At 39.4% G+C, this 18,061-nt stretch carries 9 protein-coding genes; 3 read left to right on the top strand and 6 right to left on the bottom strand.

The features are described 5' to 3' along the window. The first annotated feature begins 311 nt into the window (after nt 1–311). The 3 genes from B9Y87_RS04430 (at nt 312) to B9Y87_RS04420 (ending at nt 8,288) form a co-directional block, all read left to right on the top strand. Nucleotides 312–3,323, top strand: coding sequence for a SusC/RagA family TonB-linked outer membrane protein (locus B9Y87_RS04430; RefSeq protein ID WP_085496503.1), 3,012 nt, complete (start codon nt 312–314; stop codon nt 3,321–3,323). 9 nt (nt 3,324–3,332) lie between these two features. Continuing rightward, nucleotides 3,333–4,844, top strand: a complete 1,512-nt coding sequence (locus B9Y87_RS04425) for a RagB/SusD family nutrient uptake outer membrane protein (RefSeq protein WP_085496501.1) — start codon at nt 3,333–3,335, stop codon at nt 4,842–4,844. 138 nt (nt 4,845–4,982) lie between these two features. Further along, on the top strand, nt 4,983–8,288 hold the full coding sequence (locus B9Y87_RS04420; RefSeq protein ID WP_085496499.1) for a VCBS repeat-containing protein: 3,306 nt from the start codon (nt 4,983–4,985) through the stop codon (nt 8,286–8,288). 264 nt (nt 8,289–8,552) lie between these two features. Here B9Y87_RS04420 and B9Y87_RS04415 read toward each other — a convergent pair whose 3' ends face one another. The 6 genes from B9Y87_RS04415 to B9Y87_RS04395 form a co-directional block, all read right to left on the bottom strand. Further along, nucleotides 8,553–9,575, bottom strand: a complete 1,023-nt coding sequence (locus B9Y87_RS04415; protein WP_085496497.1) for a glycoside hydrolase family 43 protein — start codon at nt 9,573–9,575, stop codon at nt 8,553–8,555. Between the two features lie 12 nt (nt 9,576–9,587). Continuing rightward, on the bottom strand, nt 9,588–11,048 hold the full coding sequence (locus B9Y87_RS04410; protein WP_085496495.1) for an MFS transporter: 1,461 nt from the start codon (nt 11,046–11,048) through the stop codon (nt 9,588–9,590). Between the two features lie 31 nt (nt 11,049–11,079). After that, on the bottom strand, nt 11,080–12,213 hold the full coding sequence (locus B9Y87_RS04405) for an endo-1,4-beta-xylanase (RefSeq protein WP_085496493.1): 1,134 nt from the start codon (nt 12,211–12,213) through the stop codon (nt 11,080–11,082). A gap of 167 nt (nt 12,214–12,380) precedes the next feature. After that, on the bottom strand, nt 12,381–13,544 hold the full coding sequence (locus tag B9Y87_RS04400; protein ID WP_139827141.1) for a glycoside hydrolase family 88/105 protein: 1,164 nt from the start codon (nt 13,542–13,544) through the stop codon (nt 12,381–12,383). Nucleotides 13,545–13,647: 103 nt separating this feature from the next. Next, nucleotides 13,648–13,779 (bottom strand): hypothetical protein, encoded by a 132-nt coding sequence (locus B9Y87_RS22290; RefSeq protein ID WP_262483171.1) that lies wholly within the window; start codon nt 13,777–13,779, stop codon nt 13,648–13,650. 12 nt (nt 13,780–13,791) lie between these two features. Next, nucleotides 13,792–17,931, bottom strand: a complete 4,140-nt coding sequence (locus B9Y87_RS04395) for a two-component regulator propeller domain-containing protein (protein WP_085496489.1) — start codon at nt 17,929–17,931, stop codon at nt 13,792–13,794. Between the last annotated feature and the right edge of the window lie 130 nt (nt 17,932–18,061).

The following is an 18,061-nucleotide window of genomic DNA, read 5'->3' as shown; positions in this document are numbered from 1 at the left end:
GTAGCAACCCAACATATACAATTTGCGCACAAGTTCAACCATACGCCACATAGTACCATGTCTATTCCATTTCAGTTGCTATACCCACTTTGGTATCCCTATCACCGCCGCATGGGGCATATACCACATTTATAATTTTAATATAAAAAATTTTGCATATTCCCATTTACACAAACCTTTTGCATCATAATTCTCATTATTTGCTTCATATCTGATATTTTCCACACAGCTCTAAGTATATATTTGTCCTAATACATCATCATTTATTTGAAGGTGCATTATGGTAATTCAACTAACTTAAACTGTAAACTATGATTAAATTTAAACACGCAATAATTGCGATTGTTGTATTTATCGGGCATTTCGCCTACTCACAAACATCTACGGTCAGCGGTGTTGTTTCTGATGACACAGGTATTCCATTACCAGGGGCCACAATTGTGATTTCTGGAACTACGATCGGTACCACTACCGATTTTGATGGAAATTTTACCTTACCCGATGTTCCATCCAATGCTACTTTGGTCATTACTTACGTAGGATATGAGAAAATGACAGTGGACCTAAATGGCAGAACATCTATCAATGTAAGCCTTGTTCAAGACCTTGAGGCCCTAGAAGAAGTGGTCGTCGTGGGTTATGGTACCCAGAGTAGATCCGAAGTAACCGGAGCCATTTCCACCATAAAGTCCGAAGACATTACCGCCATACCTGTTACCAATGCCGAATCTGCTTTGCAGGGTAGGGCTGCCGGCGTAATAGTTATCAGCAACGGGTCGCCAGGTACTGCACCTGAAGTTCGTATACGTGGTTTAGGCACCATGAACAACAGCTCTCCCCTGTATGTGATTGATGGTGTTATTTCCAATTCGGGACTTTCCGGATTAAACCCAGGGGACATAGATAACATTAACATTTTAAAAGATGCCTCAACTACTGCCATTTACGGTTCCTTAGGTGCCAATGGGGTAATCATGGTAACTACCAAAAAAGGTAGTCGTAATGGAGTAGTTAGTGTTGATTTTGATTCCTATACGGGTGTTCAGTTCGTAACCAATAGATATGACCTGTTAAATACCGAACAATATTTAAATTATGCCACAGAGGCCTTTGGTTTTACTCCTAATACACCCGCTAGTAAATCTGGCCTAAACACAGATTGGCAAGATGAGCTCTTTACTTCAGGCCTCATCCAAAATTTCGATTTGGGAATTTCCGGTGGGGGAGAAAACAGCAACTATAGATTCTCTTCCAATTACCAGGACCAGGAAGGTGCCATCATTGGAACCGGATTTAAACGATATGCCTTTAGGGCCAATAGCAATTTTACTGTGGGCAGATTGCGCTTGGGGGAAACTCTGGCACTTTCATTCAATGACCAGAATCCTGAAGGCGGCCTAAACTCCGGTAGATCTTTAATAGAGCACGCCATCAAAATGGCTCCTTATTTACCTGTTTATAATAGTGCCAATTTAGGTGGGTTCCAAGGCCCAAGTAGTTCCAACGATGGGCAGGATGCTGAAAATCCCGTTCGGATTCAGAAACTAAGGGATTTCTCCAATAAGAACGTAATAATAAATGGAAGCATTTATGGGGAATACGAAATTTTGGACGGCCTTAACTTTAAATCACAATTGGGTCTCATTTACGATAATTATCTTAATGAACAATTTACACCGGCCTATAACCAGGATAGTGAAAACACAGGAACAGGAACACAGGTCTATGCCAATATTGTAAAGAATACGGGAATTAATAAGGATATTATTTTCACCAATAGCCTTAACTATAACAAATCTTTTAACGACCTACATAATTTTGAGCTGCTATTACTGTATGAACGGCAAGACGCCAAGAATTCCTATATTAATAATAACAGTAGAAATTTCTTGAGCAATACCATAAAGGAACTTTCCAATCAGGATGCCAATATTTCTTCTGCCACTACGAAATATGCCAGAGTAAGCTATTTGGGAAGGTTGAACTATAATTTTGATCAACGCTATATTTTTGCTGCCTCGTTAAGAAGGGATGCTTCTTCACGATTCGGAGCTAACAACAGATGGGGTTGGTTTCCTTCCCTGGCTGCAGGCTGGAACCTTGCCAAGGAATCCTTTTTGGAAGATTCCTCATTTAGCACTTTAAAGCTTAGGGGAAGTTGGGGTATTGTAGGTAATGATAAATCTGAGGATTACACCTATACCACATCCCTTTCGCCCAATTTTAATTACCCTTTTGGCGGGACCAATTATGTTGGTGTTACTGCCGAAGGCGTTTCCAATCCAGATCTAAAATGGGAAGAGACCACCATGGTCAATATAGGGCTCGACCTTGGTTTAATGAACGACAAGGTAACCCTGGCCCTGGAATATTATGACAACACTAGTAACGACCTTCTAATGCAGCTGAATCTTGCAGATTCCTTCGGTTTTCTCAAGAACTACAAATGGTCCAATGTAGGTTCCGTACAGACCAAGGGCTTTGAAATCTCTTTAGGCTATAACGATTACGAAGGAGATTTTACATGGTCTGCCAATTTAAACCTGGGTACCAGTAAAAATGAGGCGCTTTCCTTGGGTGGCCTTGATCAATTAGTAGGAGGTGGATTTGAAAATGAGAATCTTACCAGATTGGCGGTTGGCGAAACCTTATTTCATTTTTATGGAAAAGTAACCGATGGCGTCTATCAGGACCAAAGTGAGGTCAATGCCGTTTTTACGGCCAACCCGTCACAGACTGCGGTACAACCAGGAGACATTCGTTTTAAGGATTTAAATAACGATGGAAACATTAATGATCAGGACCGTACCATCTTGGGAAGCGCATTCCCTGATCTAACCTATGGCCTTAACTTATCGGCAGGTTATAAGAGATGGGATTTTAATGCCTTCATTAGTGGGGTTTCGGGAAATAGTATTTACAACACCAATATATATGACCTAGAAGGAATGCCCCGTTTGTTCAATGCGGGTACCGCAGTTCTAAACCGTTGGACAGGTCCAGGTACTTCCAATACAGTGCCACGGGCCTTTGGCTCTACCCAGAACGTTTCGGCCTCCGACCGGTTTATAGAGGATGGTTCCTATACCCGATTAAAAAATATTTCTTTGGGGTATAGCATTAAAGGTGATGCCCTTAACAAGCATATTAACAAATTAAGGTTGTATATAAGTGGACAGAACCTTATAACGCTGACAGATTATTCCGGATTGGATCCCGAAATAGGTAAACCCAATAATAACTCAAATTTTGAAGTTGGTATTGATAGAGGTAACTACCCTCAGCCCAAATCCTTACTTCTAGGCTTACAAGTTTCATTTTAAAATATAGACATGAGAAAATATAAATATATTACCGCCACCATCTTTGGCCTATTGTTCACACTTTCCTGCGACAATAGTGGCCTTGAACTTATCAATGAAAATAACATAGCACCGGAAACCTTTTTCTCGGACGCAGGACAGGTAGAATCTTCCGTTACTGCCGTGTACGCCAATTTGCAAACACAAGGCTTATACACTAGGCATATGTTCTTTATGATGGATAATATGTCCCATGAAAATGGGGGCAACTCCCAATTGGAAGCGGATAAAAGGGAATACCTACAATTTTCCTTCAATTCAGCCCACGGAGCCATCGGACTTTATTGGAACAGCTGCTACAAAGGGATCAATAAGGCTAATTTCGTTATTGGCAACGAAGAAAAGATCAATGAAATACCGGATAATAAATTGTCCCAGGCACTTAAAAGCAAATATATAGGAGAGGCCAAATTTTTACGGGCACTATATTATTTCTTTTTAGTGACCCGTTTTGGTGATGTGCCATTGATCACCACCATTCCGGACGAAATTGTAGGCTATCCCAGGAGTCCAAAAGAGCAGGTTTACGAACAAATAATTAACGACTTGACCGATGCATCCAATACTCTCCTGGCAAAAGGAGAGGAAACAACATTGGGAAGGGCTACCAAAGAGGCCGCTTTGGCTTTTTTAGGTAAGGTATATTTGTTTAGAGGGGAACACAGGCTTGCCCTTGACAATTTTGAAAAAGTCTATGGCAAATACCAATTGGAAGAAAATTATTTCGACAATTTTAAAGAACAAACAGAATACGGTCCTGAATCTATTTTTGAAGTAGCCTATGACACCTCAATAGGTGGCTCTGGATGGGGGGATGGTAGTTCTGGCGACCGTTTGAACGAGATTACCTTTAGAGGACAGGAATATGGCTTTAATGATTGGTTCAACGTATATCCATCAGATGATCTGCTGGACGAATATGAGTCTGGCGATCCGCGCTTTAAAGACTGCTTCTATTCCGATGGAGACACTTTTCCCGGGGGAACAGTACGTACAGGGACACCTCCAGATCCCATCCCAGATGGGGAAGTCTACATTGCCCAAAATAGACGGGCAGGTTGGAAGAAATACCAAAATTACTACCAAAGGGCACATGAGGAGACCAATTCAGGAATTAATTTCAAGGTAATGAGATACGCAGATGTGCTCCTCATGATGGCAGAATGTGAAAATGAAGTAGGGACCCAGGCAAATGCGGTAGGATATATTAACGAAGTTAGGTCAAGGCCTAGTGTTATGATGCCACTACTATCCACCTCCCTATCCAAAACAGAAGTATTTGACGCCATCGTGCATGAGCGCAAGGTTGAGTTGGCCGGAGAACAAATTAGGTTCAACGATTTGATCCGTTGGGGAATCGCTGCTGAATTTTTGGAAGGAACCGGCTTTCAAGCTGGCAAAAGCGAACTATTCCCAATTCCGCTTTCCGAAATTACTTCCAATGAAAATATAAATTCAGAAGATCAAAATCCTGGTTATTAAAAATTGTAAATAGTTTAGTTGGTTAATTGGTTAATTGGTTAATTGGTTAGTTAGTTTGAAAACAGCGTGCCCAGGTACGCTGTTTTTTATCATGTATAAATGATGTAAATTATCGCCACAAATTAAATTTTAAAAGCAATGAAAAGTACGGAGATTGGAAAAATAATTCTTGCTTCGATTGGTTTGATACTGTTGGTCAATTGTTCCAAAAACAGGGATTTGAACCAAGGCAAGCTATTTAGATCCTTGGATTATACTAAAACGGGGATTACCTTTAGTAACGATCTTACGGAAAACGATTCCTTAAATTATTTTACCTATTCCTATCTATATATGGGTGGTGGTATTGCCACAGGCGACATTAACAATGATGGCCTGTTGGACATCTATTTTACGGGAAATCAAGTACCCAACAAACTGTATTTGAACAAAGGCAACCTAGAATTTGAGGATATTAGTGAAAATGCCGGTGTAAGCGGAGACGACCGCTGGTACACAGGGGCAACCATGGCGGATATCAACGGAGATGGGTTACTGGATATCTATTGCTCGGTGGGTGGCAAATTTGGTAAAAAAAATAATCAATTGTACGTAAATAAAGGCGATGGTACTTTTGAGGAAATGGCCGAAAAATATGGCGTGGACAATATTGGTAATAGTGTACAGGCTACCTTTTTCGATTATGATAAAGATGGGGATTTGGATCTATACGTTGCCAATTACCCTCCTACCAAATTTGATTCACCTTCATTTGTCTATTTATATAACATGAAAAATGTTTCCGATACCGATATGGATTATCTGTACCGGAATGACGGGGAGCTATTTACCAATGTTACCGATGAATCCGGACTTAAAAACTTTGGTCTAACGCTGAGTGCCACAGTGGGGGATCTCAATAATGACACTTGGCCCGACATCTATGTATCCAACGACTTTAGATCTCCGGATTATATGTTCATCAACAACCAGGATGGCACTTTTAAGGAAGTGGTGAAGAAGGCCACCCAACATACATCCTTCTACGGCATGGGAGCTGACATAGCCGATTTCAACAACGACGGCAATTTGGATATCTTTCAGGTAGATATGGACGCCAAGGACAACAGACGTAAAAAAACCAATATGGCCAGTATGAACATAGCCTTGTTTTGGGATGTTGTCAGCTCAGGATTCGGATACCAATATATGCACAACTGCATGCAGTTGAATTCTGGAGTATTTGAAGACGGGGTACCACACTTTTCCAATGTTTCAAGACTTACCGGAACCTCTTCAACCGATTGGAGTTGGGGACCCTTGTTCGCCGATTTTGATAATGATGGCCTAAAGGATCTCTTTGTATCCAACGGCACAAGAAGGGAAATCAACAACAATGACTATTTTAATAAGTTAAAGGGCATAAAACTTAGTTCGGACAGCCTTTTGCAATTAAGTCAGGCCATCCCTTCCGAAAAAATAGACAACTTTATTTTTAAAAACAAAGGAAATCTGGAGTTCGAGAAAGCAAACGAAGATTGGGGAATTGAGTATAAAGGTTTTTCCAATGGTGTGGTCTACGCCGATCTTGACAATGACGGGGATCTTGAAATCATTACCAATAATATAGACGACCATGCTTCGGTTTTTGAGAATAAAAGTTCGGAATTCAATGGGTATCTAAAAATTAAATTTAACGGTCTACCAGGTAATAAATTTGGCTTAGGCAACAGGGTATATATAACTACTGAAGGACAAACACAGATGCAAGAACTTACCCTAACCAGAGGTTTTCAATCCTCTGTAGCACCAGAACTACACTTTGGGCTGGGCAAATCCAAAAAAATTGATCTTTTAAGAATAGTATGGACAGATGGAAAAATTGAAGAGCTAAACAACATAGACCCTAATCAGACCTTAATTATTGATTATTCCAACGCCCAAATCCATGAAATGCCTGCCACAGACAATACGTCCCTGTTTACAACGGATAACAGCGATATCTTTCCCAAACACTTTCATGAGGAAAATGACTTTGACGATTTTGCTGTACAAGTACTCTTGCCTCACAAAATGTCCGCCTTTGGGCCGGCCATCGCCGTTGGTGACATGAACAACGATGGGATGGATGATTATTATGTAGGGGGATCAGCTGGATTCCCGGGAAGTATTTTCATCCAAGAATCCAATGCCTTTATAAAGGTAACCTCCAGTTTTTTGGAAGAAGACAAAATTAGCGAGGACTCAGGAGCACTATTATTTGATGCCGACGGGGATGGAGACAATGATCTTTATGTTGTAAGCGGAGGATATGAATTTTCCCCAAATTCCGAAGCCTTACAAGACAGGTTATACTTAAATAATGGAACGGGGAAATTCTCGAAAGCCCATAAAAACTCCTTGCCATCAATAAAGCAAAGTGGTTCAAAAGTGTACCATGCCGATTTTAATAATGATGGCAAGGAGGATTTACTGGTCTTGGGCAGACAGGTCCCAGGCAACTATCCTTCACCTGCTACTAGTTTTATCCTACAAAATGTTAGTGATGATAACAATGTTAAATTTATCATTTCCCCAGAAATGCATGTTCCTGAGTTTGAAAACCTGGGAATGGCTACCAGTGCGGTGATTTCCGACATAGATAATGATAATAGGTTGGATATCATAGTAGTTGGTGAATGGATGCCCATAAGGGTTTTTAAAAATACGACGAGCGGATTCAAGGAAGTTTCCGAGGAAATGGGACTTACCAAGGACTCTACCGGATGGTGGTGGAGCATAGAAAAAGGAGATTTTGATGGTGATGGGGATATGGATTATATCGTTGGGAATAATGGTTTAAATTACAAATACAAAGCAACAAAGGAGGAGACTTTCGATATTTATGCCAATGACTTTGACAAGGATAACGCTGCGGATATTGTGCTGAGTTATTATAATGATGGAGAACAATACCCACTAAGGGGAAGGGAATGTTCCTCTCAACAAATACCGGGAATTAAACAAAAGTTTAAGGACTATGAGAGTTTTGCCCAGGCCACTTTGAAGGACGTTTATAGTGAAAAGGCGCTGGAATCTTCATTGCATTATCAAGTAAAATCGTTTGCCAGTATCTATTTGGAGAACAAAAATGGTCAATTGGTCCCACACCAGCTCCCAAGGGAAGCCCAAACCTCCAGCATCAACAAAATCCTAGTAAACGACTATGACAAAGATGGCCATTTGGATTGTATAATAGCGGGCAACCTATTTGTATCCGAAGTTGAAACTCCCCGTAATGACGCCGGCCATGGACTTTTCCTAAAAGGAAATGGAAAAGGAGGCTTTAGACCAGTACACCCCAACCAGAGTGGATTATTTGTACCTGGGGATGTTAAGGACATGTTACCCGTAAATACTAATAATAAATCCTTTATAATAGCGGCAAAAAACAATGACTATCTGCAGTTCATCCAAGTTAAATAAAAGGTAATCAACCTCAAGCCAAGCCCTGAACCCAATAATAGGAATCGACCCTAGGGTCGAGGTATTGAACTTAGATCCCGCCAAAAAAGGCGGGATTAGTTCTACTTGCAATTTTAAGTGCGTCTTACCGACTTCTCCATATTGAGTTTCACTAATAAAGACTATTGTAACTGGGCGGGCCTGTTTTAATGTAATGGCACGGATACCAATATGATGCCCGCATTCCGCCTCCTACTTGGTCATAAAAGGGAAGTTTTACGTTGGCTACAACTTGTTGTACGGATCAATAGTTTCTATGGTCCCATCCTGTCTGTGCACCAACTCCGTAAGCTTTACGGATCTTAAATGCGTGACTCCTTTGGACAGACTTGAATCATGATAAAAAAGATACCATTTCCCATTTACTTCACAGATGGAATGGTGAGATGTCCAACCTACTACAGGATTTAATATCCGCCCCCAATAAGTAAATGGGCCATAAGGACTCCTCCCTACCGCATAGCATATATAATGTGTATCCCCTGTAGAATATGAAAAATAGTATTTGCCACCATATTTATGAACCCATGAAGCTTCAAAAAAACGTCTATCGTTGTCCCCGGCCAGTAGCAATTCACCGTTTTCATCCAGTATTTCCACCTCCTTGGGATCCTCAGCAAATTGCAAAAGGTCGTCGGTCATTTTAGCTACCAAGGGCAAGAGGGCCGGTTCATGGTCCGCTGGCAATTCATGCGCCTCGTTGTAGATATTCTTCCTATACTTTTGAAGCTGCCCCCCCCAAATACCTCCAAAATACATATAGTAGCTTCCGTCATTATCTTCGTAAACCGCAGGGTCTATACTGTAACTTTTTAAAATAGGTTCGTTTTGGGCAATAAATGGTCCCTCTGGACGGCCCGCAATTGCCACCCCTATTTGAAAAATACCGTCTGCCCTTTTTGCAGGAAAAAAGAGATAATATTGCCCATTTTTATGAGCGGCATCAGGAGCCCATAGCTGTCTTTTTGCCCAAGGAACGTCCTTAACATGTAAGGCAACTCCGTGATCGACGGCCGGTCCTTGAATGGTATCCATAGAAATTACATGGTAGTCCTCCATAGCAAAATGATCACCGTTATCGTTAAATGGAATACCAGCATCAATATCATGGGAGGGATAAATATAAATCTTACCGTCAAACACATGTGCAGAGGGGTCCGCAGTATATAAGTGGCTTACAATAGGCTGTGAAATGGCCTTCAAATTCAATTCATCAAAATCTATATGGGATATGGGTTCTTCTGGCATGTTTAATAATTTTTATCCGTTATTTCTTCGTTCCTTGAGGTCTCGTTCGATTTCAACCTCCATTTTTTTATCAATATCATATAAAACAAGCAGCCCAATGGCTATCAAAAAGGGAATAGCAGGAAAAATACTTACCAACATTTTGGTACCTTGAACAGCAGTATCGGGTTGCACTATTACCTCCCCAGCTATGGCGGCTTCCTTGGTTATATACTTGTATAGGCCCAAAATCCAAGTTACCAATGCACTACCAATACTAAGGCCGCCCTTTAAGCCTACCATCATTGCCGAAAAGATTATGGCTGTGGCCCTACGGTTGTTTTTCCACTCGGAATAGTCGGCCACATCGGCGATCATAGCCCAAAGCAATGGAATTGTAAGTCCATAGAAAAAACCGTGAAGTATTTGCGAAAGGAAAATCAACTCTACCGACCCTGGCGAAAAAAAGTAAAATATAAAGATAAAGAATGTTGCCATAAACAGGGCTACACTAAAAACATCCCGTTTACCATACTTGTCCGCAAATCTTTTTGAAAGTGTAATGCCCAGAATCATGAATATAATTCCCCCAGCATTGAATAGGCCAAATCCGGCCGAGACGGGATTTTCACCAAAAAAGTTAATACCTATCCCAGCCAAAGTATCCAATATGGGCTGTATAAGTTGGGTCAGCTCTTCCTTGCCAACGTAATTCTCAAAATAATACACATAAGCACCTCCCTTAAGGGCAAGGGTAATAAAAACCAAGGTGGTAACCGAAAGAATTATGACCCATGGCCTATTTTTAAACAAGTCCTTAATGTCTTCTGCCAAACTTGAAGATTGTTCCGGTCTGGGAACAATACGTTCCTTGGTGGCAAAGAAAGTGATGAGTAGCATTATTGTCCCAATTATTGCCAACCAAGTCATCACTTTTTCAATTCCGATGGCCTTATCACCACCACCGGCAGTTTCTATTATGGGCAACATAAAGACCTGTACAAAAAACTGGGCAAACATGACGGCCACAAACCTATAGGACGATAAGCTATTCCTATCGGCCATGTTCCCTGTTATTACCCCGCTCAAGGCCGAATAAGGCAAATTATTGGCCGCATACAATAGGAGTAAAAGCGTATAGGTTACCACTGCGTAAATTACTTTGCCCTTGTACTCAAAATCCGGTGTACTAAAAGCCAATAGCGCCACAACCCCCAAGGGAACGGCGGTCCACAGAATCCAAGGTCTAAATTTCCCCCATTTGGATTTGGTCCTATCGGCCAATGCACCAATAATTGGATTAAAGCCAAAGGCCGCTACAAGCCCTACCGTTAACATAATTGCGGAGGCATGGTTGGCCTCAAGACCATAAATATCCGTATAAAAATAGGCCAAATAGGTCATTAAGGTCTGAAAAACCAAGTTGGCGGCCAAATCCCCCAGACTATATCCAATTTTTTCCTTTATGGATAGATTTTGTGAATTGTTAGTCATGTATACTTTAGATTAATTTGATGTAAGGCAATCATAATTTTAGGGCAACTATGCTATCATAGGCCATCTTGGGATTAAAATGTCTATCGAATAGTAAAGGATAGTTTACCCTTCCCTTAATAGGCCAGTTGTTAAGCCAGGAACCTTGGTCGCTAATACCCCAAAAAGTAACCCTATCTATCTTATCCCTATGCTTTAAAAAAAGCCTAAAAATATCTTGATAACGATTGGCCAATGCCATCTGGACCGAATCCGGTATACTTTTGGGATAGGGATTCATGTAGGAGTTTTCATCGAAATTCTGGCTAATATCTGCCCCAACCAGGTCCCAAGGATTGGGTAGTACGCTAATATCCAATTCGGAAAAATGTACTTTTAGCCCCAGTTCATTAAACGTGACAATACTTTGTTCTATATCGGCCAATGAAGGTTCGGATAAATTCCAGTGCCCCTGCAGCCCTACGGCATCTATTTTTATGCCATTATCCTGTAACTGCTTTACCAACCTAACAACACCCATCCTCTTTTCCGGTTTCCATAGATTATAGTCGTTGTAGATCAAATGAGCTCCTGGATCGGCCTTTTCCGCCAGTTCAAAAGCCATTTTTATATAATCCTCTCCCAAGTATTTTAAAAAAACACTTTGCCTTAAGGAACCATCTTCGTTTAAAGCCTCATTTACCACATCCCAAGCGGCAATCCTGCCCTTATACCTTGTTACCAATGTTGTGATATGATTTTCCAGATACCGGGCCAAGGCAGCACTATCGTTCACTTTATTTAGATAATCAGGGGCTTGGCTATGCCAAACAAGGGTGTGTCCCAAAGTGTAAAGGTTATTCTTCACACCTAAATCTATATAGCTATCGGCCTTTTCAAAATTGAATAAGGACGGCTCTGGGTGGATATACATCCACTTCATTACATTTTCCGGACTTATTGAATTGTATTCACTAGCTACCAGTTTTAAGGCCAATGAATCTTTTCCAGAAATCAACTGTTCATTAACGGCAGCTCCAACGAGAAAATCGTTAAAAAAGACATCCTTAAGACCAAATGTTTGTCTTTTTTGCAAGGTTTCCATTTCCATGATTTTATGACCACATCCAAATATGCCGATCAAAGTGGCAAGGAAAACAACAATAACTTTAATATTGGGAACCATAATTTAATTTTAATTTGGGATCGTAATTTCTAATGCATCGGTTAGTATATAAAAAGTAGGCGGTTCCGAAGTACTAAACTTTCGACTAAGCAAAAAGTTTGATACGAGCCAAAAGCCTTGAATTCATTACTGTTTCGCTTATTTTTTATATACATTGTTGTAGCATTTTATTTTGTTTTCATTACTGACGCCGCCATTAAAACTGCACAGTATCCATGTGGTTGTTGTTTCTCTTCTGTTGAAGGACTGCTAACTGGCCGGACGGCTAAATAGTCAATTGCACTTTTTTGAATGCCCATTCCTGGACAGAAAGAATTTACTATCATGCTTCCATCGGAAGAAAACTTAACAAAAGTCTTCAATGCCATCCATCCTTTATCAACTATTTCAATGTAGCCTTCATCTAAAAAACCCTTAGATATTCCTTTTTTTAAAGCATATATAATCATTCCGCTACCACTTGTTTCAGGATAATTATCAACCATGCTATTTCGCATCAATAGCTGGTACCACATGCCGTTACTATGTTGGTGTTCTTTAATCCCTTTTGATAAATGTTGATACAAATAAAGAATTTTTGCATAATCTTTATGAGAGCTAGGTAGATACTCTAATATATCGATCAATGCCATTGAAAACCATCCAATACTTCTGCTCCATATTTCAGTAGAAGTACCTGTTATGGGGTTTGCCCATTCTTTATTTTTATTAGAGTCCCAGCCATGATAAGGCAAATTAGTTTCAATATTAAAGGTCTTTGAGGCTATTAATAAGGTTTGATTAATAGCGGTTTCAATGCTTAAACTATCATGAAATAAAGTGCCATATTTTATAAGAAAAGGACTTAACATATATGCTCCATCTATCGTCATTACGCCGTTGTAATGGTCATTGTTTTTGTGCCAAAATCCACCTTCAGGTGTTGTCTTGAAAAGTGAAGAATTTAAAACGTAATTCTTTAATTGAGTTGCAGCATACTTGTACTTTAATTCCCCTGTTTCTTCATAGAGGAATAAGCATAATACTCCTGGTTGAATTCTATCCAATTCCGGCTTTAAATCGGTAATAACTCCATTTTCATCAACAAATTCGTCTACAAATTTTTTTATGTATTCAAGATATCTAGCGTCTTTGTCTTTTAAATATATCTTTTCAATACCATGAAGAATTATACTATTTGAATGGTCCCATCCTTTTCCTGTCATAGTATTAATGGTTGGCTGATAGCGTGTAATGATATCATCACTAAGTTCGGCACCAATGTTTATTGATTGGGCTTTTAATACATTATTAAAGGCTATCAATAAAAAGGCTAGTAGTATATTTTTCATTTTAATAATTTGCCACATCAAAAACCTACGTCAACCTGATTATGGTTTGATAGGTAAAAATCGCCAAAATCGCAGCCTTTGGATACTACATTTGATGCGGTTTTTAGAAATTTTGGGGCATATCGGAAATATCGGATTGAATAAAATCCAATTTGAAAATTTGCCATGACTTCACCAAATACCAGTTTAAGAATCCTATTCCTTCCCTAGCGTACTTAAATAGTACCTTACCCATAAACATTTGCCTTTATTTTATCTCCGTGGGCAATACCCCAAAATGGGCTTTAAAACATTTGGTGAAATAAGAAGGTGAGGAAAATCCAACCTTGAAGCATACCTCACTAATGGATTCATTACCGTTTACCAACATTTGCTTTGCCTTTTCCAATCTTATCTTGCGTAAAAACTCATTTGCAGAATAACCGGTCAGGGCTTTAATCTTTCTGTATAACTGACTTCTACTCAAGTTAAGTTCATCGGCCAAAAGTTCTACATTGAGGTTTTCATCAGACATATTTTCAGCAATATAGCCCAAAACTTTGGTGATAAATTTTTTGTCCAAATTGGTCGAATTACCTGGAATTTGAACGTTATTGGAATCATTGGAGTATTTCTTGAAAAGTACTTGTCTACTATGTATAATTTGTTTCAACTGTGCCTTTAAAACCTTCATCTCAAAAGGCTTGCTCAAATATACATCGGCACCCGAATCTATGCCCTTGACCCAATCATCGGTCATCGCTTTGGCAGTCAACATTAATAATGGGATGTGACTGGTCTTAAGATCTTCCCTGATAAGTTTACAAAACTCAAATCCGTCCATTTCCGGCATTACCACATCTGTCAGTATCATATCTGGAATTCTTCTAGTAGCCAATTCCAAACCCTGTACCCCGTTAACTGCTTCAATGATCATATAATCACTGCATAATTCGTTTTTAAGGTAATCCCTTAACTCTGTGTTATCCTCAACAATGAGCAAGGTCTTCTGTAAGTTGGTTCCTAGTATTTGATGTGTTATTTCCTCCTCAAATTCCTGCCTACCAAGGTGGTCAATATCATTCTTAGGAGGCAAAAACAATTCGTTGGGTTTAAAATGGGCATTTCCTAGAGGAAGAAATACCCTAAATTTGGTTCCCTTCTGTTCCTCACTTTCCACTTCTATTTTCCCTTTTAATAGATCTACAAAATTCTTGACTACCTCTAGGCCGATGCCAGTTCCTCCATAATACTGACTGTTCATATTTTCTACCTGATAGAAGCGTTCAAACACTTTGACGATTTCTTCTTTTTTAATACCGCTTCCAGTATCCTGCACATAAATTTCCAGGGCTTGAAAAGTCTCTTCACCATACAATAAAGGAAAGCTTACCTTATGGTTGCACCTAAATACCCCCACGGTAATCTCACCATTGTCCGGAGTAATCTTAAAGGCATTGGAAAGTATATTGAAAATTATTTTTTCCAGCATGGAGGGGTCGCTCCAAAGTGTTATTGGAAGGTCATCGGATTCTACCTGGAAAACAATATTCTTCAGTACAGCCTCCTCTTCAAAATGACCAGCAATTTCCTTGACAAAGGCAATGGCTTCCATTTCAGAAATCTTAATGGATAACTTATTGATTTCCAATTTTCTGAAATCCATCAACTCATCAATTAAACGCTTAAGTCTGGTTGTGTTCTTATGGATGATACGCAATTTTTCCTTCACCGTTCTACTTAATACAAGAGCAGGATCATCCATGATATCCTCCAAAGGATTGAGTATCAATGTGAGCGGCGTTCTAAACTCGTGGGAAATATTGGTAAAAAATTGTATTTTTCTGTCATTTAAGGTTTCCTCCTGTATTCTTCTGTCCCTTTCAAACTGTACAATTCGCTTTTCCCTTATTCTTTGTTTTGCCAAATTGGTCAGAAAATAAGTTATCAAACAAAAAAGAAGAACGTAGGATATCAAGGCATAATTTGTAGCCCACCACGGAGGCAGAATGCTTAATTTAAGTGTTTTTGGGGTTTCGTTCCAGATACCGTCATTGTTGGATGCCTTAACTTTAAAGATATAATCCCCTGGTGGCAGATTGGTATAGGTGGCGCTTCTATTCTCACCTACATAATTCCACTTATCCTCAAAGCCTTCCAAATAATAGGCATATTGATTCTTTTTTGGTCTAGTAAGGTTGATACCTGCGTATTCAATTGTAAAAACAGATTGGCGGTGATTTAAACTAAGACTTTCGGTCTGCCCAATTATTTTTTTCAAGGGAGAATCTCCCTGGTTTGGAACCACCGATTTATTAAAAATCTTAAAATCAGTGAAATACACCAACGGTTTATTGTTGTTGTATTTCATGTTCTTAGGATCTATATAATTGATACCGCCGTAGTTGCCAAAATACAAAATACCATTCTCATCTTTATATGAAGAATTGAAATTAAAGTCGTTTGAAAGCAGGCCATCATTTATATCGAAATTCTTGAAAGTACCATCAGCTATACTCATATGCGACAAACCATTGTTTCCCCCCATCCAAATATCTCCATTATCATCTTCCAAAATTGAGGCTATTGTTTCTTGACCAAGGCCATCATTATTACCGTACCAAGTAAAAGTGTCACCTTCTGGGTCGTACCTACATAGACCGGCACCATCGGTACCTATCCATAATTTCCCCTTACTGTCTTCATATAAGGACACTATAACATCCACTACAAGTTTGTTGGCTACCTCTTGATGCATACTTTCCCGCAGGGAAATGACCTTTTGGGGCTTGCTAAAATCAGAAGATAGTTTGTACAGCCCACTGGTAGTTCCCATCCAAATTGTATCATTTCTATCGGCCAAAACTATGCGCATAGCTCCTTGTCCGGGACTAGGGTCATCAAATATTGTATTGTTATGATGGCTAAATCTTTTGCTGCTTGGATCAAAGGAGTGCAACCCTTCTACATAGGATCCAATCCAAATAACTCCTTTGGAGTCCTCTGAAAAGCTCATTATACGATTCGATTTTAACCCTCCATTGGTATTGGACGTATTGTAATTTATAAAGGCCTTGGCATTATTGGGCAGGTAAAATATTCCAGAATTCCAGGTACCAACCCAAAGATTATCATTGCTATCCATAAAAAGGGCCACTATATCCCCCGCATTTAATTGGGAAATCAACCTATTGTTAGGGTCTTTTAGGTGAACAATATTCTTTTTAATGGGATCATATATGTCAATACCCCCTCCATCCATACCAATCCATATTTTGCCATTTTTATCATTTACAATACCCGTTACAGAGGGTAGCTGTAAGGAATTGTTTAAATTGGCAAGACTTTTTATATCCTTGAACTTGTCATAAAGTCTATCATAGACCCCTACCCCATTATTATAATAACCTATCCAAATGCGGTCTTGGGTATCTACATATAACGACCAAATGGAATTTGATTTTATGCTATTGGAGTTGAATTTGTTATACCTATAATTCTTTTGTACAACCCCATTTTTTTTCAACACGAAAAGACCGTCATTTTCCGTTCCGCACAAAATATTACCGTCCGGTGCCTGGACCAATGACAGAATCCGTTGATTACTAATATTATAATGATATACTTCATAGGAATTAAAAGGGCTTACTTCCACTTTTATAAGACCATTTGAAAAGGTACCTATCCATATAGACCCATCATCATCTTGAAGCATAGACTCTATATTGTACAAGAAATCCTTTTTATCGCCAGTAGCCTCAAAGGTGGATAAAATAGGATTGGCAATAGTGCCGTTATATTCAAAAAGACCTTTGTTGGATCCCATCAATACTTTTCCGGTACTACTCTGAATTAAGCTATTTATCTGTAATTCCGCCATGGGAACGGTAGTCTGGATGGGAATACTATACCCTTTGAGACTGTTTTGATCTACCTTGAAAAGCCCATTAAAGTGGGAACCTATTACCAGGCTTCCGTCTGCACTTTCTTGAATGGCCCTTACAGGAACGTTCTCTAGGGCTGTTGAATCTTTGTATAGAACTACATTTTTAAATTCATCAAAATCACGATCATATAAATTTAATCCTGCCTCCGAGCCAATCCACATTCTATTGGACCTGTCAACGTAAACCACATATATCAATGAACTATTTAAAGTGTTTTCATCATTGGATGCCTGTTTATAAGAACTGATCTCAATGCCATTATATTTTTTTAACCCAACACCATTGGTCCCCATCCAGATCAAACCCAAGCTATCCTGGACTATACTAGAGACAGCACGTAGTGAATTGTTTTGCTCTATATTAACAAAGGTATAATCCTCCCCATAACTCTGAGCCTTTATATTGCCTAGGGACAACAATATACTTACAATGCCTATTTTTAGAATTAGGGCAACTTTCATAATGTTCTTGAATAATATCAACAAAACCAACAAGGGTTCCTATAAAATATGGAAATATCCCAAATGGCAATAAAAGTAATCGGAAAAACCAAAGGTACTTCCCAGGCTTCGCGACAACTTCACCACTTAG

Origin of the sequence: Arenibacter troitsensis, assembly GCF_900177645.1 — a bacterium.
Lineage (GTDB): Bacteria > Bacteroidota > Bacteroidia > Flavobacteriales > Flavobacteriaceae > Arenibacter > Arenibacter troitsensis.
Note: the sequence above shows the minus strand (reverse complement) of the source record. Positions and strands in the feature narration are given on the sequence as shown.